Origin of the sequence: Variovorax atrisoli, assembly GCF_014195185.1 — a bacterium.
GTDB classification, from domain to species: domain Bacteria; phylum Pseudomonadota; class Gammaproteobacteria; order Burkholderiales; family Burkholderiaceae_C; genus Variovorax; species Variovorax atrisoli.
The window spans coordinates 216,320-235,141 of the sequence record NZ_JACIBG010000006.1 but is presented as its reverse complement, the minus strand read 5'-3'; the positions used below and the strand labels follow the sequence as shown (position 1 = coordinate 235,141).

21 protein-coding genes are annotated in these 18,822 nt (G+C 68.5%); 13 read left to right on the top strand and 8 right to left on the bottom strand.

Translation table 11 applies throughout. The features are described from left to right. Window positions 1-8: 8 nt before the first annotated feature. The 6 genes from FHY06_RS21715 to fliE form a co-directional block, all read right to left on the bottom strand. Window positions 9-341, bottom strand: a complete 333-nt coding sequence (locus tag FHY06_RS21715) for a flagellar protein FliT (RefSeq protein WP_019657904.1) — start codon at window positions 339-341, stop codon at window positions 9-11. Between the two features lie 28 nt (window positions 342-369). Continuing rightward, window positions 370-789, bottom strand: coding sequence for a flagellar export chaperone FliS (gene fliS, locus FHY06_RS21710; RefSeq protein ID WP_019657905.1), 420 nt, complete (start codon window positions 787-789; stop codon window positions 370-372). A gap of 34 nt (window positions 790-823) precedes the next feature. After that, entirely contained in the window at window positions 824-2,266 is a 1,443-nt protein-coding gene (gene fliD, locus FHY06_RS21705; RefSeq protein ID WP_184606264.1) for a flagellar filament capping protein FliD, read from the bottom strand. Between the two features lie 58 nt (window positions 2,267-2,324). Continuing rightward, the gene (locus FHY06_RS21700; RefSeq protein ID WP_019657907.1) at window positions 2,325-2,681 is read right to left on the bottom strand and encodes a flagellar protein FlaG; all 357 of its coding nucleotides are present in this window, start codon (window positions 2,679-2,681) and stop codon (window positions 2,325-2,327) included. A gap of 163 nt (window positions 2,682-2,844) precedes the next feature. After that, window positions 2,845-4,509, bottom strand: a complete 1,665-nt coding sequence (locus FHY06_RS21695; protein WP_019657908.1) for a flagellin — start codon at window positions 4,507-4,509, stop codon at window positions 2,845-2,847. A gap of 178 nt (window positions 4,510-4,687) precedes the next feature. Beyond that, window positions 4,688-5,005 carry a flagellar hook-basal body complex protein FliE gene (fliE, locus tag FHY06_RS21690; RefSeq protein ID WP_019657909.1) on the bottom strand — a complete coding sequence of 106 codons (318 nt, stop codon included), beginning with the start codon at window positions 5,003-5,005 and terminating at the stop codon, window positions 4,688-4,690. 299 nt (window positions 5,006-5,304) lie between these two features. On the opposite strand from fliE, the gene fliF reads away from it, so the two are divergent. The 13 genes from fliF (at window position 5,305) to fliR (ending at window position 16,729) form a co-directional block, all read left to right on the top strand. Continuing rightward, window positions 5,305-7,050 (top strand): flagellar basal-body MS-ring/collar protein FliF, encoded by a 1,746-nt coding sequence (gene fliF, locus FHY06_RS21685; protein ID WP_126183180.1) that lies wholly within the window; start codon window positions 5,305-5,307, stop codon window positions 7,048-7,050. Next, entirely contained in the window at window positions 7,043-8,041 is a 999-nt protein-coding gene (fliG, locus tag FHY06_RS21680; protein WP_019657911.1) for a flagellar motor switch protein FliG, read from the top strand. The genes fliF and fliG overlap by 8 nt, the downstream gene beginning before the upstream one ends. Beyond that, complete coding sequence (fliH, locus tag FHY06_RS21675) at window positions 8,028-8,873, top strand: flagellar assembly protein FliH (protein WP_184606263.1); 846 nt, start codon at window positions 8,028-8,030, stop codon at window positions 8,871-8,873. The genes fliG and fliH overlap by 14 nt, the downstream gene beginning before the upstream one ends. A gap of 8 nt (window positions 8,874-8,881) precedes the next feature. Next, the gene (gene fliI / locus FHY06_RS21670; RefSeq protein ID WP_038116407.1) at window positions 8,882-10,339 is read left to right on the top strand and encodes a flagellar protein export ATPase FliI; all 1,458 of its coding nucleotides are present in this window, start codon (window positions 8,882-8,884) and stop codon (window positions 10,337-10,339) included. After that, window positions 10,336-10,791, top strand: coding sequence for a flagellar export protein FliJ (gene fliJ / locus FHY06_RS21665; protein ID WP_019657914.1), 456 nt, complete (start codon window positions 10,336-10,338; stop codon window positions 10,789-10,791). Before fliI ends, fliJ begins: the two co-directional genes overlap by 4 nt. 28 nt (window positions 10,792-10,819) lie before the next feature. Further along, complete coding sequence (locus tag FHY06_RS21660; protein ID WP_184606262.1) at window positions 10,820-12,280, top strand: flagellar hook-length control protein FliK; 1,461 nt, start codon at window positions 10,820-10,822, stop codon at window positions 12,278-12,280. 165 nt (window positions 12,281-12,445) lie between these two features. Then, window positions 12,446-12,958, top strand: coding sequence for a flagellar basal body-associated protein FliL (fliL, locus tag FHY06_RS21655; RefSeq protein WP_019657916.1), 513 nt, complete (start codon window positions 12,446-12,448; stop codon window positions 12,956-12,958). 36 nt (window positions 12,959-12,994) lie between these two features. Continuing rightward, window positions 12,995-13,993, top strand: a complete 999-nt coding sequence (gene fliM / locus FHY06_RS21650) for a flagellar motor switch protein FliM (RefSeq protein WP_019657917.1) — start codon at window positions 12,995-12,997, stop codon at window positions 13,991-13,993. Further along, entirely contained in the window at window positions 13,986-14,432 is a 447-nt protein-coding gene (gene fliN, locus FHY06_RS21645) for a flagellar motor switch protein FliN (protein WP_019657918.1), read from the top strand. The genes fliM and fliN overlap by 8 nt, the downstream gene beginning before the upstream one ends. Then, a complete protein-coding gene (fliO, locus tag FHY06_RS21640) occupies window positions 14,429-14,875 on the top strand; it encodes a flagellar biosynthetic protein FliO (protein WP_019657919.1) in 447 nt (148 codons plus the stop codon). Before fliN ends, fliO begins: the two co-directional genes overlap by 4 nt. Further along, complete coding sequence (gene fliP / locus FHY06_RS21635; RefSeq protein ID WP_026346773.1) at window positions 14,872-15,633, top strand: flagellar type III secretion system pore protein FliP; 762 nt, start codon at window positions 14,872-14,874, stop codon at window positions 15,631-15,633. Before fliO ends, fliP begins: the two co-directional genes overlap by 4 nt. A 13-nt stretch (window positions 15,634-15,646) precedes the next feature. Continuing rightward, window positions 15,647-15,916 (top strand): flagellar biosynthesis protein FliQ, encoded by a 270-nt coding sequence (fliQ, locus tag FHY06_RS21630; RefSeq protein ID WP_019657921.1) that lies wholly within the window; start codon window positions 15,647-15,649, stop codon window positions 15,914-15,916. Window positions 15,917-15,943: 27 nt separating this feature from the next. Beyond that, window positions 15,944-16,729 (top strand): flagellar biosynthetic protein FliR, encoded by a 786-nt coding sequence (fliR, locus tag FHY06_RS21625; RefSeq protein ID WP_184606393.1) that lies wholly within the window; start codon window positions 15,944-15,946, stop codon window positions 16,727-16,729. Window positions 16,730-16,764: 35 nt separating this feature from the next. Here the strand turns inward: fliR and FHY06_RS21620 are convergent, their stop codons facing one another. Both FHY06_RS21620 and FHY06_RS21615 read right to left on the bottom strand, forming a co-directional pair. After that, window positions 16,765-17,691 (bottom strand): DUF7832 domain-containing protein, encoded by a 927-nt coding sequence (locus FHY06_RS21620; protein ID WP_145760804.1) that lies wholly within the window; start codon window positions 17,689-17,691, stop codon window positions 16,765-16,767. Between the two features lie 83 nt (window positions 17,692-17,774). Continuing rightward, entirely contained in the window at window positions 17,775-18,809 is a 1,035-nt protein-coding gene (locus tag FHY06_RS21615) for a GGDEF domain-containing protein (protein ID WP_184606261.1), read from the bottom strand. Window positions 18,810-18,822: the final 13 nt, after the last annotated feature.

Below are 18,822 nucleotides of genomic sequence, written 5' to 3'. Positions count from 1 at the left end.
CGACGCGCTCAGTGCGGCGGTCCGTAGGCCCTGCCGAGGTTCTTCTGCTGCGTGAGGTGCCCCATTCGGCTCATCAGCTCTTCGAGCTGCGGCTTGATGAGGCCCGACACCTCCGCCTGGTCGCTGCGGATGCGCTCCAGCAGGCGCAGAACATGCTCCACCTGCGTCGCGTCGAGCAGTTCGTGCGGCTCGATAGCCCGCAGGCGCTCCACCATCGCCGAGCAGCGCTCTTCGAGCGCCGGGAGCTGGCCCCACTCCTTGGCTCGCGCCAGCACCAGCATCGAGGCGATGCCGTTGGCCAGCTCTTCGTAGCAATGAACGACCTCACTCCGGAATGCCATGTTGTCCTGTTTCTCTTGTGGTTGCATTTCAGCCACGAGCCCGGTCGTCGATCTCCCGCCAGGCGGAAGCGATGTTCTCGAGGAGCCGGTCGGCCTCGTCCAGGGCCCGCACGTCGTTGTGCAGGTTGGCGCGGAACAGCTGCTGCACGACGTAGTCGTACAGCGCCGACAGGTTGCCCACCAGCTCGGCCCCGGCCTCGCCGGCCGCATCGGCGTCGAGCGCGGCCTTCAGGCCGTTGTCCACGATGCCGATGGCCTTGGAGATCGCATTGCCCTTGGCTTGCGTCTCGCCGGCTGCCATGTGGTGGCGCGCCATGCCGATCGCCGTCTTCGCGCCGTCGAACAGCATCGTGATGAGCTGGTGCGGCGACGCGCTCATCACGCTGGTTTCCACGCCGAGGCGTGCATAGGCGCCGGCACCGGTGCGCATGTTGTGAGGGGTGTACATCGGCTGCTACTCCAGGTTCTGCGTGTCGTGCGTCCTACTTGGACTGCTTCGACATCGCGTCGAACTGCTGCGTGAGGTATGTCTTGGTGTTGTTCAGTGTGTTGATCAGCACGTCGAGCTGGTTGAACTGCTTGCGATAGCGGTCGACCGTGGCGTCCACGCGCACCTGCATCGCGTCGTACTGCGTATCGAGTTCCTTGATGGTGGCGGTCACGCCGTCGCTGGCCACCTTCAGGGCGCCCTTGGTCACGTCGTCCACCAGCGCGTCGATCTGCTTGCCGTAGCCGGCCGTGCTGCCGGTGGCGCTGGAGAAGAGGTTCGCCACGCCCTTCAGATTGTTGGCGAGCGCCTTGTCGAGCTTGTCGGAATCCACGGCCAGGGTGCCGTCCCTCTGGAAGGACACCCCGATCTCGGTGAGCACCTTCATGTCGTTCGCTCCGCCGGCCTGCGGCGTGATGATCGCCTGGCGGATGCGCGTCTGCAGGGTACGCAGCGTGTTGTCCCCCACCAGCGCGGCGGCGGTCTTGGTGTCGGCGTCGTAGGCAGTCAGCGTCTTGGCGGTGCTCTGCAGGCTGTTGTAGGCCTTCACGAAATCGTTGATCGCCGTCTTCGCGCTGGCCGTGTTCTCCTTCATCGACAGGCCCGTCTTGCCGGTGCTCACCAGCGTCAGCGTGGCGCCCTGGATGGCTTCCTTCACGGTGTTGGTGGCGCTCGTGATGTCGATGCCGTTCACGTTGAGCTTCGCGTTCTGCGCCGCCGCCGTCTGCTTCAGGTTCTGCGTGCCCGCCGGATCGTTGTTCAACAGGTTCTGCAGCGACGCGTCGCCATCGACCGAGATCCGCATGCTCGACTTCTCGCCGGTCTGCGTGGAAGTCAGCACCAGGCGATTGGGCGTGCCGCTGCCGTCGTTCACGATGCTGGCCGTGACGCCCGCGTTCGCTCCATTGATCGCGTTGCGGATGCCTTCCAGCGTATTGTTGGTCGGGTCGATGGTGATCGACTTGGTGGGCTGGCTCGCATCCGCGGTGAAGGTGGAGCCGCTGTACTTGCCCGTCGCGGCGTCGAAGGTTCCGCCCGTGACGGCGCCGAAGTCGATGGTGATCTTGCCGTTGCCGATAGCCGTCTTTGAATCGACCTGGCCTGCGCTGACAACCGTCTGCGCCTGCGCGAGCTGCGACACGTCGATGGTGTAGTTGCCGGCCGCGCTGGCGTCGGTGGCGGACGCGGAAAGTATGCCGCTGACCGTGGGCGTGCCGGTCACGCTCTGGAACAGCGTCGGGTCTCCCAGCTTCTTGGCGGCAGCCTGCAGCGTCGCGAGCGCGCTCTGGATCGTGCCGTACGCCGACAGTTTGCTCGTGTAGCTCTTGGCCTTGTTCTGCAGCGCCACCAGGGGCTGGCTCTCGGCGTCCTGGAGCTTCGAGAGCAGGTCCGCGAGGTTCAGGTTGGAGCCGACGCCCAGGCTGCTGATCGTTGCCATTTCTATGCCTTCTTGAATTCGTATCGATGTGGTTGCTGGATTCGAGCCCGATGCGGCCTCAGGCCGCGTGGTCCACGAGCAGTCCGTGGCCGCCGTTCATCAGCTTCGCGATGCGAACGACTTCCTCGTTGGGAATCTGGCGGATGACCTCGCCGCTGGCGCGGTCCACCACCTTGACGATGACCATGTCGGTCTCCTTGTCGACCTCGAACTGCAGGCCCACCTCGCGCAGCGCGAGCGACTCGTTCACCTGGCGCACCGCCTGCTCGACCTGAACCGGCGTCGCGGCCTCCTTCGCGTCGTCCTTCTCGGCCGTGGCGGCGACGGCAGAGGCCGCGCCCGCGGCGCCGCCGACGAGAAGCTGCGTCCACTGGTTGTCCTTCACGGGGTTCGCCGACACGGGGTTCAACATCATTTCCACCTTGCTGTGCTGGTTTCGCTGTTCTCTGCGGCCTCGCCCGCACGGGCATGGCCGCAGGGAGCAGCGCAGGCTCCCGGCTCGCGCCGGGGCCTGCGTTGGCCGGACCCCACCCCAGGGGAGGGGCCCGGCTTTTCTCCGTCTGCTCAGTTCCTTTCGATCAACGCAGGAGCGACAGAACGCCTTGCGTGGTCTGGTTGGCCTGCGACAGCACCGAGGTACCGGCTTGCTGCAGGATCTGGGCGCGCGTCATGTTCGACACTTCGACCGCGTAGTCGGCGTCCTGGATGCGCGAGCGCGACGAGGACAGGTTGGTCACCGTGGTGCCGAGGTTGGCGATCACCGAGTCGAAACGGTTCTGCACCGCACCCAGCGAGCTGCGCAGCTTGTCGACCTTCGACAGTGCGGCGTCCAGCGCCTTCAGGGGATCGACCGTCGACTTGGCGTCGCTCACGGCGTTGGTCGTCAGCTTGCCGGGCTTGGTGGAGTCGGCGTAGACGGTGCTGCCTTGCGAATCGGTCACGACGCCGTTGGAGTTCAGTCGCACCGTTTCCAGAGCCGTGGTCGTCAGGCCGCTCGCACCCATGTATGCGCCGGTCACGGCACCGCCGGCGGCTGCCACTGCGTAGGCAACGGTCGCGCCAGCGCCGTCGATGTCGATGGAACCCGCACCCGCGTTGATCTTGGCGGCAACGGCGTCGGCCGAAGCTGCTTCGTTGGCCACCGTGAAGGCGTTGGCACCAGCAGCAGCGCCGGTGGCGTTGACGGTGTACTTGGCACCGGTCGAGGCGATCGTGATCGAGTCGCCGGCGGTCGTCATGCCGTTCGTCGAGTCGAGCAGGTTCGTCAGCGTGGCGGCGACCGTCGTGCCCGAGCCGGTCTTGGTCAGGTTGTTGCTGCTGTCCAGGAACAGCGCCGAGCCGTCAGCAGCGTCGGTCAGGGTGCCGTTGCTGTCGATCTTGACGGTCGTCGAACGCGAACCCAGCTGAACCGTGGCGGTCACGCTGGTGCCGGCGGCCGGGGTCAGCGAGGCGAGCGTGTTGGCTTGCGTGCGGGCGGCTTCGGCAGCGGTGTAGCTCTTCGTCGCGGCGCTGTACGTGTAGGTCGCGGCGCCGGTGATGGAGACGGTGCCGCCATCCTGCATCTTGGCCAGCACGTCGTTGGCCGTTGCGCCGTTGGCGGCAGCGGTCAGCGTGCGGGTGTAGGTCGTGCTGCCGTTGGTGGTCGCGCCTGCGGCGAAACCGGCGATCAGCAGGTCGGAAGCCGTGGCGGTCTTGTTCTTGGAGCCGGCGTTGTTGATGTTGAAGCCGTCCAGACCCAGGGTCTTGGCGCTGATTTCCTGCAGGTCGATGTCGATGGTTTCGCCATCGTTCGCGCCGACTTGCACGGTCAGCTTGCCGGCATCGGCCGACAGGACCTTCACGCCGTTGAACTGGGTCTGCTCCGACACGCGGTTGATTTCGTCCAGGCGCTGGCCGATTTCAGCCTGGATCGAGTCCAGGTCGCTGGCCGAGTTCGTGCCCGTGGCGGCCTGCACCGACAGTTCGCGGATGCGCTGCAGGTTGTTGTTGACTTCGGTCAGGGCGCCTTCCGTCGTCTGGGCGATCGAGATGCCGTCGTTGGCGTTGCGGGTGGCTTGCGTCAGGCCCTTGATGTTGGCCGTGAAGCGGTTGGCGATGGCCTGGCCGGCGGCATCGTCCTTGGCGCTGTTGATGCGCATGCCCGAAGACAGTCGCTCGATGGCGCTGTTCAGCGCCGACTGCGACTTGTTCAGGTTGTTCTGCGTGAGCAGGGAGAGGCTGTTCGTATTGATGACTTGCGCCATGTTCGACTCCTGATTGATGAAAAAAGGTTGTGGACTCCGGCTTTCGGCCGTAACGCTGGACCCGCTTCCACTTAGAGACTCAAGCCATCGTTGACTTGGTTATCGGCGGACCCCCGAGAACCTTTAGGGGCATGCACGAAAAAGTTGCATGGCCCCCGCCACATCACCCTTTCATCGATCAAGCCTGCAGGTTCATCACTTCCTGGTAGGCGGTCACGAGCCGGTTGCGCACCTGCAGACCGGTCTGGAAAGCGACGTTGGCCTTCTGCATGTCGACCATCACGTCGTTCAGCGCGACGCCGGGCTTGCCGAGCTCGAACGACTCGGCCTGGGCATAGGCCTGCTGCTGGGCGCCGCTGATGTTCGCGAGCGAGCGCTTGAGTTCGGCGGCGAAGCCGCCGGCCTCGGCGGGGGCGCTCGCGGCCGGCGCGATGCCGGTCTGGATCGCGGTCGCGCGCATCTGCTGCAGGACGGACTCGATGGCACTGATAGACATGGGATTCCCTCTTCCTGGATCTGTCTCTGCCCGGGCTTGGCCCGAACACTTACGGGTGACTTGACATGGAGGGTGCAAGGCCCTCCGGCTGGCTCGCAGCGTATCAAGGGAAGACCCCGATTCAAGCGCGCAACTGAGGGCAAAAACCCCGGCTGTTCGGCCATTCGAATTCCGGGTGACTGCTGACAATCGTCCGCGAAACGAACAGGCCGCGGACGACATCACCGGCCACCCGGAATGAAATCTCTAAACCGAAATTCCTCTCTCACCATGGCGATGGCCGCGACGAGGGTGCATCCATGAGCACGGCTGCGCCCGCGGGTGCGCTGCCCCAGGCCGGCGACGGCCAGCCGCCCCTGCTCGAACGCCTTCGCGCACAGCCGAGGCTGCCGCTGATCATCGGCGGCGCGGCCCTGGTGGCCGCCGCGGCGGCCTTCATGCTGTGGAGCCGCGGCCCCGAATACAAGGTGCTCTACACCAACGTGTCGGACCGCGACGGCGGCGCGATCATCGCGTCGCTGCAGCAGATGAACGTGCCCTACAAGTTCGCAGACGGCGGCGGCGCGATCCTGATCGCGGGGGACAAGGTGGCCGAGACGCGCCTGAAGCTCGCGGCCCAGGGCCTGCCCAAGGCCGGCGGCGTGGGCTTCGAACTGATGGACAACCAGAAGTTCGGCACCAGCCAGTTCGCCGAGCAGGTCAACTACCAGCGCGGGCTCGAGGGCGAGCTGGCGCGCTCTATCGAATCCATCGGCGCCATCGAGTCGGCCCGGGTCCACCTGGCGCTGCCCAAGCCCTCTCTCTTCGTGCGCGACCAGAAGAAGCCCTCGGCCTCGGTGGTGCTCGCGCTGGCGCGCGGGCGCAGCATCGACGAAGGCCAGGTCAGCGCCATCGTCCACATGGTCTCCAGCAGCGTGCCCGACCTCGACGCCAAGAGCGTGACCGTGGTCGACCAGCGCGGCAACCTGCTTTCCTCCGCGCGCGGCACCGACCGCGGGCTGGACGTGAGCCAGCTCAAGTACGCGCAGGAGATCGAACAGGGCTACATCCGCCGCATCGAGGCGATCCTGCAGCCGATCGTGGGCGCGAACAACGTGCGCGCGCAGGTGGCGGCGGACATCGACTTCTCGGTGGTCGAGCACACCGACGAGAAATTCAAGCCCAACCAGGACCCCTCGCAGGCCGCCGTGCGCAGCCAGCAGAGCAGCGAGTCGGCACAGAACGGCGGCGGGCAGCCCGGCGGCGTGCCCGGCGCGCTGTCGAACCAGCCGCCGGTGAACCCGACCGCGCCGATCACCGGCCCCAGGGCGCCCAACGCCCCCGGCACGCCGCCGGCGCCGGGAACGCCCGGCGCACCGGGAGCCCCAGGTACGTCCACCGCCTCGACCGCCTCGACGGCCTCCACCGGCCCGAGCAGCACGCGCAAGGACACCACCACCAACTACGAGCTCGACCGCACCATCCGCCACGTGCAGCAGGCTGCCGGCGGCGTGAAGCGGCTGTCGGTCGCCGTCGTGGTGAACAACCGCGACGCCGTCGACGCGGGCGGCAAGGCGACGAGCCGCGCATTGACGCCGGCCGAGCTGGAGCAGATCCGCAACCTCGCGAAGGAAGCGATGGGCTTCAGCCAGGACCGCGGCGACTCGCTCAACGTGGTGAACAGCGCCTTCGCCCGCGACGCCGACAGCGCCCCCGCGCCCGAGGTGCCGTACTGGCGCGACCGCGAGAACATCGAGCTCGCCAAGACCGCCGGCCAGTACCTGCTGTACGCGCTGCTCGCACTCTTCGCCTGGTTCGCGGTGCTGCGTCCGCTGATGCGCAAGCACCTGGCGCCTGCGCCGGCACCCGTCCCCGTCGCGCCGCTGGCCGATGCCCCGGTGGCCGCGGCAGAGCCGAACGAGAGCGCCGCGGCCGCCGAGGAGAGCCTGCGCGAACGCGAGGCCAACCGCCGCAAGGCCGACATGGAATACGCCCACCAGATCGCCGACAAGGACCCGAAGGTGGTCGCGGCGCTGATCCAGCACTGGATGAACAACGATGAGTAGCGAACAGGGAATCCGCAAGAGCGCCATCCTGCTGATGGCGCTGGGCGAGGACCGCGCCGCGGCCGCGCTGCACCAGCTGCCCACCTCCGAGGTGCAGGCGCTCGGCCTCGCGATGTCGAAGCTCACCTCCGTCTCCAAGGAGGAGCTGGCCGAGGTGCTGTCCGAGTTCCGCCAGGAGACCGAGCAGCTCTCGGCGCTGCACCTGGGCTCGACCAGCTACATCCGCGCGGTGCTGCGCAAGGCGCTGGGCGAGGACCGCGCAAGCAACCTGCTCGAAGACATCCTGCAGCCCGACGAGCCGCGCGGCGGCATCGAGCGCCTCAACGAGCTCGAGGCAGGCGAGGTGGCCGAGCTCATCCGCGACGAGCACCCGCAGATCCTCGCGACGCTGCTGGTGCACCTGGACCGCATGAAGGCCTCCGAGGTGCTCGAGAAGCTGCCCGCGCGCCTGCGCCACGACGTGATCATGCGCGTGGCCACCTTCGGCGGCGTGCAGCCTTCGGCGCTCAACGAACTGACTGACGTGCTCACCGAGATGCTCGCCGGCCAGGGCCTGCGCCGCAGCCGCCTGGGCGGCGTGCGCACCGCGGCCGAGATCGTCAACCTCATGAGCACCAGCGTGGAGGAAGAAGCCATCGCCCACGTGCGAGAGCAGGACGAGGCGCTGGCGCAGCGCATCGTCGACGAGATGTTCGTGTTCGAGAACCTGCTGGGCCTGGAAGACCGCAGCATCCAGCGCCTGCTCAAGGACATCGAGAGCGATTCGCTCATCATCGCGCTCAAGGGCGCGCCGATGGAGCTGCGCGACAAGTTCCTCAACAACATGTCGCAGCGCGCCGCCGAGACGCTGCGCGAGGACATGGAGCTGCGCGGACCTGTGCGCGTGTCGCAGGTCGAGACCGAGCAGAAGGCCATCCTGCAGGTCGCCCGCCGCCTGGCTGAGGCCGGCGAAATCGTGATAGCGACGCCTGGCACCGATGAGTTCGTCTGATTCCAACGGCAATTTCGGCGGCTCCGCCGAGTTCGGCGACTCGCGCGAGCGGCTCGCCGCCATCCACGCCGCCGCGCGCCAGGCAGCCGGCGGGCCGCGCACCGGGCGCACACCTCCGGCTCCACCCGCGCTGTCGGCGTGGGAGCGCTGGGAGATGGGCACCATCGACGGCAGCCCGCGTGCCTCCATGTCGACGCCCGCGGCCCGCAGGAACGCCGAGCGCCGCAACACCGCGCCGCCACCGTCGCCGCCGCCCGCCCCCAAGGTCGACCTGGCCGACCTCGCGCGCATCCGCAGGGAAGCGCGCATGGACGGCGAGGCCGAGGGCCGCGCCGCTGGTCTTGCCGAAGGCCGCAAGGTTGGCCACACCGAAGGCCTGGCCACGGGTCTCGCGGCTGCGACTGCACATGCCGAGCGCCTGCGCGCGCTGGCCCGCTCGCTGCCCGATGCGCTGCGCCGCGCGGAAGAGGAGCTTTCGCAGACGGTGCTCGCGCTTGCGCTCGACGTGGCGCGCCAGGTGGTGCATCGCACCCTCAAGGCCGAGCCCGAATGGGTGCTGCCCGTGGTGCGCGACCTGCTCAACACCGAGCCGGCCCTGCGCGGCGAGCCGCGCCTTCTGCTGCACCCCGACGACGTGGCGCTGGTCAGAAGCAGCCTCGGCGAAGAGATCGAGGCCGCCGGCTGGCAGGTGCGCGCGGACGACACCATCACCCGCGGCGGCTGCCGTGTGCAATCGGCCACCGGCGAGCTCGACGGCACGCTCGAGACGCGCTGGAAGCGCGTAGCGGCCGCCCTCGACGGCGAAGCCGACGGCAGGCCCGAAGTCCGGTGAACGCCGCCATGCAGGCCGCCGCCCCCAACCCCCACCTGCAGTCGGTGCGCGCCGCGCTCGAGAAGGCGCGCGCCAAGGTCGCCGGCTGCGAGACCACCATCGCCTCGGGCCGGCTCACGCGCGCCGTGGGCCTGGTGCTCGAGGCCGTGGGCCTGCAGCTGCCCGTGGGCAGCGACTGCCTGATCGAGCTGCCGCCGGGCCATCCGCAGCGCCATGCCGAAGCCGAAGTGGTCGGCTTCGCGGGCGACCGGCTCTTCCTCATGTCGCAGACCGAAGTAGCGGGCCTGCTGCCCGGTGCGCGCGTCTACGCGCGGCCCGGCGCGCCGGAGCCCGATGCGGCCGGAACCGTCGGCGGCGGCAACGTCCACACCAAGCGCCTGCCCGTCGGCGAGGGCATGCTCGGCCGCGTGGTCGATGCGGCCGGCCGGCCGCTCGACGGGCTGGGCCCGCTCGACATGGCCCGCAAGGTGCCGCTGAGCTCGCCGCCCGTGAACCCGCTGACGCGCGCGCCCATCGACTCGGTGCTCGACGTGGGCGTGCGCGCCATCAACGGCATGCTCACCGTGGGCCGCGGCCAGCGCATGGGCCTGTTCGCCGGATCGGGCGTGGGCAAGAGCGTGCTGCTGGGCATGATGGCGCGCTACACGAGCGCGGAGGTCATCGTGGTCGGCCTGATCGGCGAACGCGGCCGCGAGGTGAAGGACTTCATCGAGAACACGCTGGGCGAAGAGGGCCTGGCCCGTGCGGTGGTGGTGGCGGCGCCGGCCGACAACTCGCCGCTGCTGCGCCTGCAGGGCGCGGCCTACGCGACCTGCCTGGCCGAGTACTTCCGCGACCGCGGCAAGGACGTGCTGCTCATCATGGACTCGCTCACCCGCTATGCGATGGCGCAGCGCGAGATCGCGCTGGCCGTGGGCGAGCCGCCCGCCACCAAGGGCTATCCGCCCTCGGTGTTCGCCAAGCTGCCGGCGCTGGTGGAGCGCGCGGGCAACGGCGCGCGCGACGCGAACGGGCGCGGCGGCTCCATCACCGCCTTCTACACCGTGCTCTCCGAGGGCGACGACCAGCAGGACCCGATCGCCGACTCGGCGCGCGCGATCCTCGATGGCCACGTGGTGCTCTCGCGCACGCTGGCCGAGGCCGGGCACTACCCCGCCATCGACATCGAGGCCTCGATCAGCCGCGCGATGACGGCGCTGATCCCCTCGTCGCAGTTCGACACGGTGCGCCGCTTCAAGCAGATGCTCTCCCGCTACCAGCGCAACCGCGACCTCATCAGCGTGGGCGCCTACGCGCCGGGCCACGACCTGCAGCTGGACCAGGCGATCGCGATGTACCCGCGCATCGAAGGCTTCCTGCAGCAGTCGATGGACGAGCGCACGGACTACGCCGAATCCATCGCCCGCCTGGAAAGCCTCTTCGAGGGCGAGCCGCGCACAACCACTCCGCAAAGAAGCACAAGATGACACGCAAGCTCCCCCTCGGCATGCTGATCGACCTGGCGCACACGCAGACCGACGACGCCGCGCGGCGCCTCGGCGCGCTGCAGAACGCGCACCTCGACGCCAGCCAGAAGCTCGACCTGCTGCTGCAGTACCGGCAGGACTACCACGAGCAGCTCGACGCCCTGATGCGCGACGGCCTGCCCTCCTCGCAGTGGCGCAACTACCGCAACTTCCTCGGCACGCTGGACAACGCCATCGAGCAGCAGCGCGCCATCGCCGCCCAGACCGGCACCCGGCTGGACCACGGCCGCGACGACTGGCAGCAGCAGCGCCGCCGCCTGAGCTCCTTCGACACGCTGGCCGAGCGCGTGCGCATGCAGGAAATGATGGCGGAGGCCAAGCGCGAGCAACGCGACAGCGACGAACGCGCGGCGCGCAAGTTCTTCGACCGCGCCTCGCACCCGACCCTTTGAGAAAAACAGCCCGCACGCAGGAACCGACATGCCTTCCATGATCATGCCCCCCGTCACGACGAATGCCGCCGCACAGCCGGCAGCCGCGCCGACCGCCTCGCGCGGTCGCGGCACCGACGATGCGCAGGGACTCAGCTTCGGCGCGGCGCTGGAGCGCTCGCGCTCGAACGGCGAAACCCGTGCCGACGCGGCCGCGAAGGACGGCTCCACGGCCGTGGCCGCCGCAGACCGCAAGGCGGGGCGCAAACCCGGCGCGGACGACGACACGAAGAAGGAAGACGCCACGCTCGCCGACCCGAACCTCGCCTTCCTCGGCCAGCCGAATTCGCCGCTGCACGCGCTGACGCTGGCGGGCCGCTCGGCGGCGCAGGCTGCAGGCGACGGTACGGCGGACGGGCTCGCGAAGACAGCTGCAGCCGACGCCGCCGCGGTCGATGTCGCGCTGGACCCGGCCTTGCAGGCGCTTTCGGCCAAGGCCGGAGCGACCACGGCCGCCACCGCCACTGCCGCCGATGCAAAGGACCCCACCGAAGCAGCTGCAGCCGCGGCAGCCAAGGCCGCGAAGGAAGCCGCGGCGCAGAAGCCTTCCGCGGCTGCCGCGCAGGCTGCTGCGCCGATGCCGGCGGACGCCGAGCCCGCCGCATCCCTGCACGAGACCGCCCGCGCCGCCATCGCCGTGCAGACGATGTCGGTCGGGTTCGCGAAGCCGGTTTCCGCTCCTGCGGGACCGCCGGTGGGCACCGCCGCGGCCGGCCGCGGCGCCGCATCGCGCGCCCCGGCGGGTTCCGCCACCGCCGAGCAGTTGGCCGCAGCGGCCCAGCCCGCGGCAGCAGCCGGTGCGCAGGCCGCCCAGTCCGCCGTCGCCGCAAGCCCGTCGGCCGCGCCGGTCGATGGCGTGGACACCCAGGCTGCCGTCGATCCGGTCGCGTTGCAGCAGCCGGTCGCGCTGGCAGCCGCCTACTCATCGGAGCGCGCGGACGACGCCGCGGCAGCCGCACGCCCCCCGACCCACACCATCGCACCCGAAGTCGGCAGCGACAAATGGGCGCCGGCCCTGGGCCAGCAGCTGCTGCACATGAGCGCCAGCGGGCATCACACGGCCGAGCTCAACCTGAACCCGGCCGGCCTCGGCCCGCTGAAGGTCACGCTGTCGATGGGCGATAACCAGGCGCAGGCGATGTTCGTCTCGGCGCATGAAAGCGTGCGCAAGGCCGTGGAGGCCGCGCTGCCGCAGCTGCGCAATTCGCTATCGGAGCAGGGCATCACGCTCGGCCAGGCTTCGGTGGGTGCGGAAGCGCGCCAGCCCAACGGCAACGACGCCGCCTTCGCGCAGCAGCAAGGCCAGCAGCAGAACGCGGCGCGGCAGCAGGCCGGCTCCACCTACCCCGGCGCCGGCCGCCCTGCAGCCGATGCGCAGGCCGCCCCCATCGCCGCCGCGCGCGCCACCGCCGCTGCCGCCTCACGCTCCGGCGTGGACACCTTCGCCTGAGGCAGCAAGGCACGCAGCAACACATCTACGCCCCGCCCGGCGATGCCGCCGCCTCGAACGGCGCATCGCAATGAACGGATATGAAACGCCTTTGTGCGCTTGTTCGGCCGTTCGTCAGCGAGGGACTTCGAAAAGAATAGACCGGACAAGAAAAACCGTTTCACCATGGCTCCCCCAACATCTGTCGCAAATGCCGCACCGGCCACCGCCACGCTGCCGGCCCCGCGCCGCTCGTCGAAGCTGCTGATCGGACTCGTGCTGGCCGTCGGCGTTCTCGCAGCGGCCGGCGCCGCCGCGTATTTCCTGCTGCCACGCTTCACCGGCGCCGCCGCCACGGAAACGGCCAAGCCGCCGGTTCCCGAGAAACCCATCTTCGTCATGCTGGACCCGCTGACGGTGAACCTGCAGTCCGAGGGCCGCAGCCGCTTCCTGCAGATCGGCATGGCGCTGCGCGTGCGCGACGAGCAGGCGAAGGCGCGGATCGTCGAGTTCATGCCCGAGCTGCGCAGCCGGCTGCTGGTGCAGCTGTCGAACCGCGCGCCCGAGTCGCTGGTCACCCCGGAGCAGAAAGCCAAGCTGGCGGAGGAGATCCGCAGCGCGCTGAACGCCCCGCTGACGCCCCAGACGCCCGAGCTGGGCGTCTCCAGCGTCTCGTTCAACATCTTCGTCGTGCAGTGAGCACCACGACACCATCCTCCGGACGGCAAGCGATCCATGGCGTATGAACAGGTGCTCTCGCAGGACGAGGTCGATGCGCTTCTGCAAGGCGTCACCGGCGACGTCGACCAGGCGCCCCCTCCTCCACCGCCGAAGGACGGGCTGCCCGCCTACGACCTCGGCGCGCCCGACCGCGTGGTGCGCAACCGCATGCACACGCTGGAGGTCATCAACGACCGCTTCGCGCGCGGCCTGCGCAGCGCGCTGCTGAACTTCATGCGGCGCAGCCCCGATATCTCGGTGGGGCCGGTGCAGATCCAGCAGTTCGGCGAGTTCGTGCGGCACCTGCCGGTGCCGGCGAACATCAACATGATCCACATGAAGCCGCTGCGCGGCACGGCCCTCTTCGTGTTCGACCCGAAGCTGGTGTTCCTCGTGGTGGACAACCTCTTCGGCAGCGACGGACGCTACCACGTGCGCGTGGAAGGCCGCGACTTCACCCGCACCGAGCAGCGCATCATCAAGCGGCTGCTCGACCTGTCGCTGCAGTGCTACGGCGACGCCTGGCAGCCGGTGTTCCCGCTGAACTTCGACTACGTGCGCGCCGAGATGCACGGTAAGCTCGCCAACATCGTGGCGCCCAACGAGGTAGTGATCAACACCACGCTGCAGATCGAGTTCGGCCCCGTGGGCGGATTCCTGCACGTGTGCCTGCCCTACTCGATGATCGAGCCGATCCGCGACCTGCTGTCCAACCCGATCCAGGACGAAGTCGAGGTCGACAAGCGCTGGGTCACGCAGATGTCGCGCCAGATGCAGGCCGCCGACGTGGAGCTGGTGGCCGACTTCGTGAGCATGCCCTCGACCATCGGCGAGGTGATGAAGCTGCGCGCCGGCGACGTGATCCCCATCGAGCTGCCGGAGACGGTCGTCGCCAAGGTGGGCGGCGTGCCGGTGATGGAGTGCGGCTACGGCATCTCCAACGAACGCTATGCACTGCGCGTGCAGAACATGATCACCCATCAAGACAGCGACCTGAAGAACGAACATGACTGACAACACCTCCTCCGCCGGCAGCGACGCGGACGACTGGGCCAGCGCGCTGGCCGAGCAGACGGCCGCCACCGCAGCAGCAGCCCCTGCCGTGGCCCCCGCCGCCGCGCAGGTCTTCCAGCCGATCCAGGACGCGCCCGCCGCGGCGCCTCTCGCGGCCGGCAGCGGCGCCAACGCGGTGGACATCGCGCGCGTGCTCGACGTGCCGGTGCAGCTCACCGCCGAGATCGGCCGCACGCGCATCACCATCAAGAACCTGCTGCAGCTCTCGCAGGGCTCGGTGGTGGAGCTCGACGGGCTGGCCGGACAGCCGCTGGACGTGCTGATCAACGGCTATCTCATCGCGCAGGGCGAGGTGGTGGTGGTGAACGAGAAGTACGGCATCCGCCTGACCGACATCGTCACCCCCTCCGAGCGCATGCAGAAGCTCGCACGCGCATGAGCCTTCCCACCGTGTCCACGCCGGTCCACGAGGTGGCGCCGGCCGCCGTCGGCGCCTCGGGCCTGCTGCAGGCGGGCTTCGGCATGGCGATGGTGGTGGGCCTGATCTTCCTGTGCGCCTGGCTCGCGCGCCGCTTCGGCCTGCAGCGGCTGGGCGGCGGCCACCTCGTGAAGGTGGTGTCGAGCGCGGCCGTGGGCCAGCGCGAGCGCGTGGTGGTGGTCGAGGTGGCCGACACCTGGCTGGTGCTGGGCGTCACGCCGCACCAGGTCAACACCCTGCACACGCTGCCGGCCCAGGCACAGGCGCAGCCCCAAGGCAGCGCGACGGCCTCGTTGCCCGCGGGCATCGCGACGCCCGTCGAACTCTTCGCCCGCAAGCTGCGCGAATCGCTCACCGGCAAGGCGCAGCCGCCGCGCCAGCAGCAGCAACATCCCGCCCCATGACCCGACCCGCATTGCGCCGCGGCCTGCGCGCCGCGCTGCTGCTGTTCGCCGCCGCCCTGGTGCCCGCAGCCGCATGGACCCAGGGCCTGCCCGGCATCACCAGCACGCCCGGCCCCGGCGGCAGCCAGACCTGGTCGCTGAGCGTGCAGACCATGGTGCTGCTGACCTCGCTCACCTTCCTGCCCGCGCTGCTGCTGTCGATGACCAGCTTCACGCGCATCCTCATCGTGCTGGGCCTGCTGCGCACCGCCATCGGCACGCAGACCTCGCCGCCCAACCAGATCCTGGTGGGCCTGTCGCTCTTCCTCACCTTCTTCGTGATGGCCCCGGTGCTCGACAAGGCCTACAGCGACGCCTACAAGCCCTTCTCTGAGAACAAGATCAGCGCCGAGGCGGCGATGGAGCGCGGCATCGCGCCCTTCAAGACCTTCATGCTCAAGCAGACCCGCGAGAGCGACCTCGCACTCTTCGCGCGGCTGGCCAAGGTGCCCGAGATGCAGGGCCCCGAAGATGTGCCGCTGCGCATCCTGCTGCCCTCCTTCGTCATCAGCGAGCTGAAGACCGCGTTCCAGATCGGCTTCACCATCTTCATCCCCTTCCTCATCATCGACCTGGTGGTGGCGAGCGTGCTGATGTCCATGGGCATGATGATGGTGCCGCCGGCTTCCATCGCGCTGCCCTTCAAGCTGATGCTCTTCGTGCTGGCCGACGGCTGGCAGCTGCTGATCGGCGCGCTGGCGCAGAGCTTCTATCTATAGGGCCCATGCAGAGATGACCCCCGAATCCGTCATGACCATGGGCCACCGGGCCATGGAGATCTCGCTGCTGATCGGCGCGCCGCTGCTGCTGGTGGCGCTGATCATCGGCCTCATCGTGAGCATCTTCCAGGCCGCCACGCAGATCAACGAGGCCACGCTCTCCTTCATCCCGAAGCTGCTCGCGGTGTTCGCGACCTTCGTGATCGCGGGGCCGTGGATGCTCGACCGCATGCTGGACTACATGCGCGCCCTGTTCGCCAGCATTCCGCAGCTGCTGGCCTGACGGCACGCTCGCGACGTGACGCCGTCGATCATCTCGGTCACCTCGGCGCAGCTCGAGGGCTGGATCGTCGCCTTCCTCTGGCCCTTCGTGCGCATGCTGGCGCTGGTGAGCACCGCGCCGGTGTTCGGAGAGCCCTGGGTGCCACGCCAGGTGAAGGTGGCCGTGGCGGCGATGCTCGCGCTCGTCGTCTCTCCCGCCATCGGCCCGATGCCCGCCGTGCCGGTGGTGTCCGCGGGCGGCGTCTGGATCATCGTGCAGCAGGTGCTGGTCGGCGCGGCCATGGGCTTCAGCATGCGGCTGGTGTTTGCAGCGGTGCTGGCGGCCGGCGAATACATCGGGCTGCAGATGGGCCTGTCCTTCGCCTCCTTCTTCGACCCCATGAGCCATGGCAGCACCATGGTGGTGGCGCGGCTGCTGAACATGCTCGCGATGCTGATCTTCCTGGCGCTCGACGGACACCTGCTGATGGTGAACGCGCTGTCCGAGAGCTTCCAGACCCTGCCCGTGGCCGATGCGCCGCTGGCTTCCGGCGGATGGATGTACCTGGTGCTCGGCGGCACCGAGATCTTCGCGAGCGGGTTGATGCTGTCGCTGCCGCTCATCACCGCGCTGCTTACCCTGAACTTGGCCATGGGCATCCTGAACCGCGCATCGCCGCAATTCAGCATCTTCGCGGTAGGCTTTCCGCTGACGCTGCTGGCGGGCATCTTCATGCTGCAGCTGCTGATGCCGAACCTCGGCGCCTTCCTGGAGCCGCGGTTCGCGCAGGGCATCGCGGGCATGCTGCGCTTCACGCAGGGCCTGCGGCCCTGAGGGGGTCAGCGCAGGAGCCCGGGCACATCCCCGGCTCAGGCCGATGCAGCCGGCTGGTCCGGCCAGTCGACCTTGGAGCGGATCTCGCCCCGGCCCCATTGGGCCAGCCTTTGCGCATAGCGCGGCGCGATGCGGTCGTAGTTCTCCCAGGTGTCCTGGGTCATCGCTTCGCCCGGCTTGCGCCAGTTGTTGCTGTCGCCGAATATCTCTTCCGTGTCGGGAAGAGCGGATGCATTCCCGGGCTGCATCAGACGGTTCATGTAGGCATGGCAGAACGCCGCATGCTGCGGGCGCACATCGTTTTCCCAGAGCAGTCCGTCGAGGCCGGAAGACAGGAAGCCCAGGGGTGACAGCTCCCGCTGGCGCAGCGCATCGAGTCGTCCGGCAGCAACGCGGTCTTCCCGCAGGATGCCGTTCAATGCGCACCAGCTTGCGAAGAAGGCATCCTCCACGGAATGCTCCGGCTTGCTGTCGGGGTACATGGTCGCGTAGGTCTCCTCCTCCGCGACGCCCAGCAGCATGACTTCCGGCAGTCCGTCCGAATCGACCGTGACCTTGGCCCGAAGGCCTTCGCGCGGCGGCGGCAGCGTGAAGCGCACTTCCTCGACCATGCCTTCGACGCGCCGGATGAAGCGCGAGCTGAGCGCCGCGTCATCCATCTTCCAGTCGAACCCGCCGGGCAGCGAGCCGCGGAAGTTGGGATAGACGAAGGCATGGGAGACCCAGGTCACCCAGGTGCGCCCCTCCTTGCGCGGCGGGAAATGCGAGCGAGTGCTGAGATTCATGCTGGTGCCGACCTCGATGCCGAGCTTGCGATTGACGATGTCGGGGCTGTTGCTCGGCGTCGCGTTCTTGAACGGCTTCTTGCCGAGGGCTTCGGCCAGACGGACGGCAGCCGGATCGTCGATGCGCTTGCCGAGGGCGTCGAGGAGCAGAGGGGTCAGGTCTTGGGAAGTTGTCATGCGGGATGAGGTTTCAGCTTCGGGTTCCGTTGGAGGCGACGCATTATGGAGTTGACGGCATGCCCGCCCGCACCGCCGGCGGGTCAAGCCGCGCCGTGCAGCGCGAACCTGTTCTTGCCCATGCGCTTCGCCTCGTACAGCGCCACGTCGGCTTCGCGCATCAGCTCGGACGCAGCACGATGGCGGCCCACGCCGGAGATGCCCACGCTGACCGTGACGAGGCGGCCCTCGATGCGGATGCCGCGCACCTGGCCGATGATGCGCTCCGCCATCGACTGCGCATGCGCCGTGCCGCCACCCTTAAGCAAGATGCCGAATTCCTCGCCGCCGAGCCTGCCGGAGACATTGTCGAGCGCGACCTCCCTGAGCACCGCCGCGACGCGCTGCAGCGCCAGGTCGCCGGCCGCATGCCCGAAGTCGTCGTTGATCTTCTTGAAGTCGTCGACGTCGATCATCAGGAAGCATCCCTCCCCGATCTGCCCTTGCTCGTGGAGTTGCCGGGCGTCGGCCAGCAGCTTGCGGCGGTTGGCCATGCCCGTGAGCATGTCCTTGTAGGCAAGCTGTTCGAGCTCCTGCCGCAACCGCAGGCTCTCGCGATGCAGGGTCGTGAAGATGATGTTCATCAGCAGACCCATCATGATGGTCCCGCAGGGCATCAGCAAGGTCCAGCCGGCGTCCAGGCCATGGGGAGTGCCTACCCATTCGCCTCGTCCCATGATCAGCCACGCCCCCGAACTCGCGAGCGCCAGCAGGCTCAACCGGGAAAAGAGCGGCGCGCTCACCACCGAGACCATCACGCTCATGGAGATTGCCCACACTGCGCGATCGGGGCTCTTTTCCATGAGCATCGAAAAACCCAGGCACAACAGCCAGACGGAAACGATCGAGAAGAGCGACAGGAACCGTGTCGCACAGCTTCCGGCGATGCAGAGCGCAACGCAGCATGCGAGCAGCACCAGGTGCCAGGCCACGTATCGATAGCCCGGGTCAGCGAGCCACCATGCCACGCCCCAAGACAGCAACCCGAGCGCCTGGACACCCACGGAGATCGGCTTGATGAGCCGAAGAAAGTCTTCAAGCCGGGCCCGCTCTTCGACGGATGGGTAGCAAATGATCATGATCGGAGACCTG

Excerpts from the sequence above, each read along its gene's own strand:
- FHY06_RS21695 (WP_019657908.1), bottom strand. The coding sequence starts at position 4,509 with ATGGCGCAAGTCATCAATACGAACAGCCTCTCCCTGCTCACGCAGAAC.
- fliM (WP_019657917.1), top strand. The coding sequence starts at position 12,995 with ATGGCGTATGAACAGGTGCTCTCGCAGGACGAGGTCGATGCGCTTCTG.
- fliG (WP_019657911.1), top strand. The coding sequence starts at position 7,043 with ATGAGTAGCGAACAGGGAATCCGCAAGAGCGCCATCCTGCTGATGGCG.
- fliD (WP_184606264.1), bottom strand. The coding sequence starts at position 2,266 with ATGGCAACGATCAGCAGCCTGGGCGTCGGCTCCAACCTGAACCTCGCG.
- fliI (WP_038116407.1), top strand. The coding sequence starts at position 8,882 with ATGCAGGCCGCCGCCCCCAACCCCCACCTGCAGTCGGTGCGCGCCGCG.
- FHY06_RS21700 (WP_019657907.1), bottom strand. The coding sequence starts at position 2,681 with ATGATGTTGAACCCCGTGTCGGCGAACCCCGTGAAGGACAACCAGTGG.
- fliE (WP_019657909.1), bottom strand. The coding sequence starts at position 5,005 with ATGTCTATCAGTGCCATCGAGTCCGTCCTGCAGCAGATGCGCGCGACC.
- fliH (WP_184606263.1), top strand. The coding sequence starts at position 8,028 with ATGAGTTCGTCTGATTCCAACGGCAATTTCGGCGGCTCCGCCGAGTTC.
- FHY06_RS21660 (WP_184606262.1), top strand. The coding sequence starts at position 10,820 with ATGCCTTCCATGATCATGCCCCCCGTCACGACGAATGCCGCCGCACAG.
- fliL (WP_019657916.1), top strand. The coding sequence starts at position 12,446 with ATGGCTCCCCCAACATCTGTCGCAAATGCCGCACCGGCCACCGCCACG.
- fliN (WP_019657918.1), top strand. The coding sequence starts at position 13,986 with ATGACTGACAACACCTCCTCCGCCGGCAGCGACGCGGACGACTGGGCC.
- fliQ (WP_019657921.1), top strand. The coding sequence starts at position 15,647 with ATGACCCCCGAATCCGTCATGACCATGGGCCACCGGGCCATGGAGATC.
- FHY06_RS21615 (WP_184606261.1), bottom strand. The coding sequence starts at position 18,809 with ATGATCATTTGCTACCCATCCGTCGAAGAGCGGGCCCGGCTTGAAGAC.
- FHY06_RS21715 (WP_019657904.1), bottom strand. The coding sequence starts at position 341 with ATGGCATTCCGGAGTGAGGTCGTTCATTGCTACGAAGAGCTGGCCAAC.
- fliF (WP_126183180.1), top strand. The coding sequence starts at position 5,305 with ATGAGCACGGCTGCGCCCGCGGGTGCGCTGCCCCAGGCCGGCGACGGC.
- fliS (WP_019657905.1), bottom strand. The coding sequence starts at position 789 with ATGTACACCCCTCACAACATGCGCACCGGTGCCGGCGCCTATGCACGC.
- FHY06_RS21620 (WP_145760804.1), bottom strand. The coding sequence starts at position 17,691 with ATGACAACTTCCCAAGACCTGACCCCTCTGCTCCTCGACGCCCTCGGC.
- fliO (WP_019657919.1), top strand. The coding sequence starts at position 14,429 with ATGAGCCTTCCCACCGTGTCCACGCCGGTCCACGAGGTGGCGCCGGCC.
- fliJ (WP_019657914.1), top strand. The coding sequence starts at position 10,336 with ATGACACGCAAGCTCCCCCTCGGCATGCTGATCGACCTGGCGCACACG.
- fliP (WP_026346773.1), top strand. The coding sequence starts at position 14,872 with ATGACCCGACCCGCATTGCGCCGCGGCCTGCGCGCCGCGCTGCTGCTG.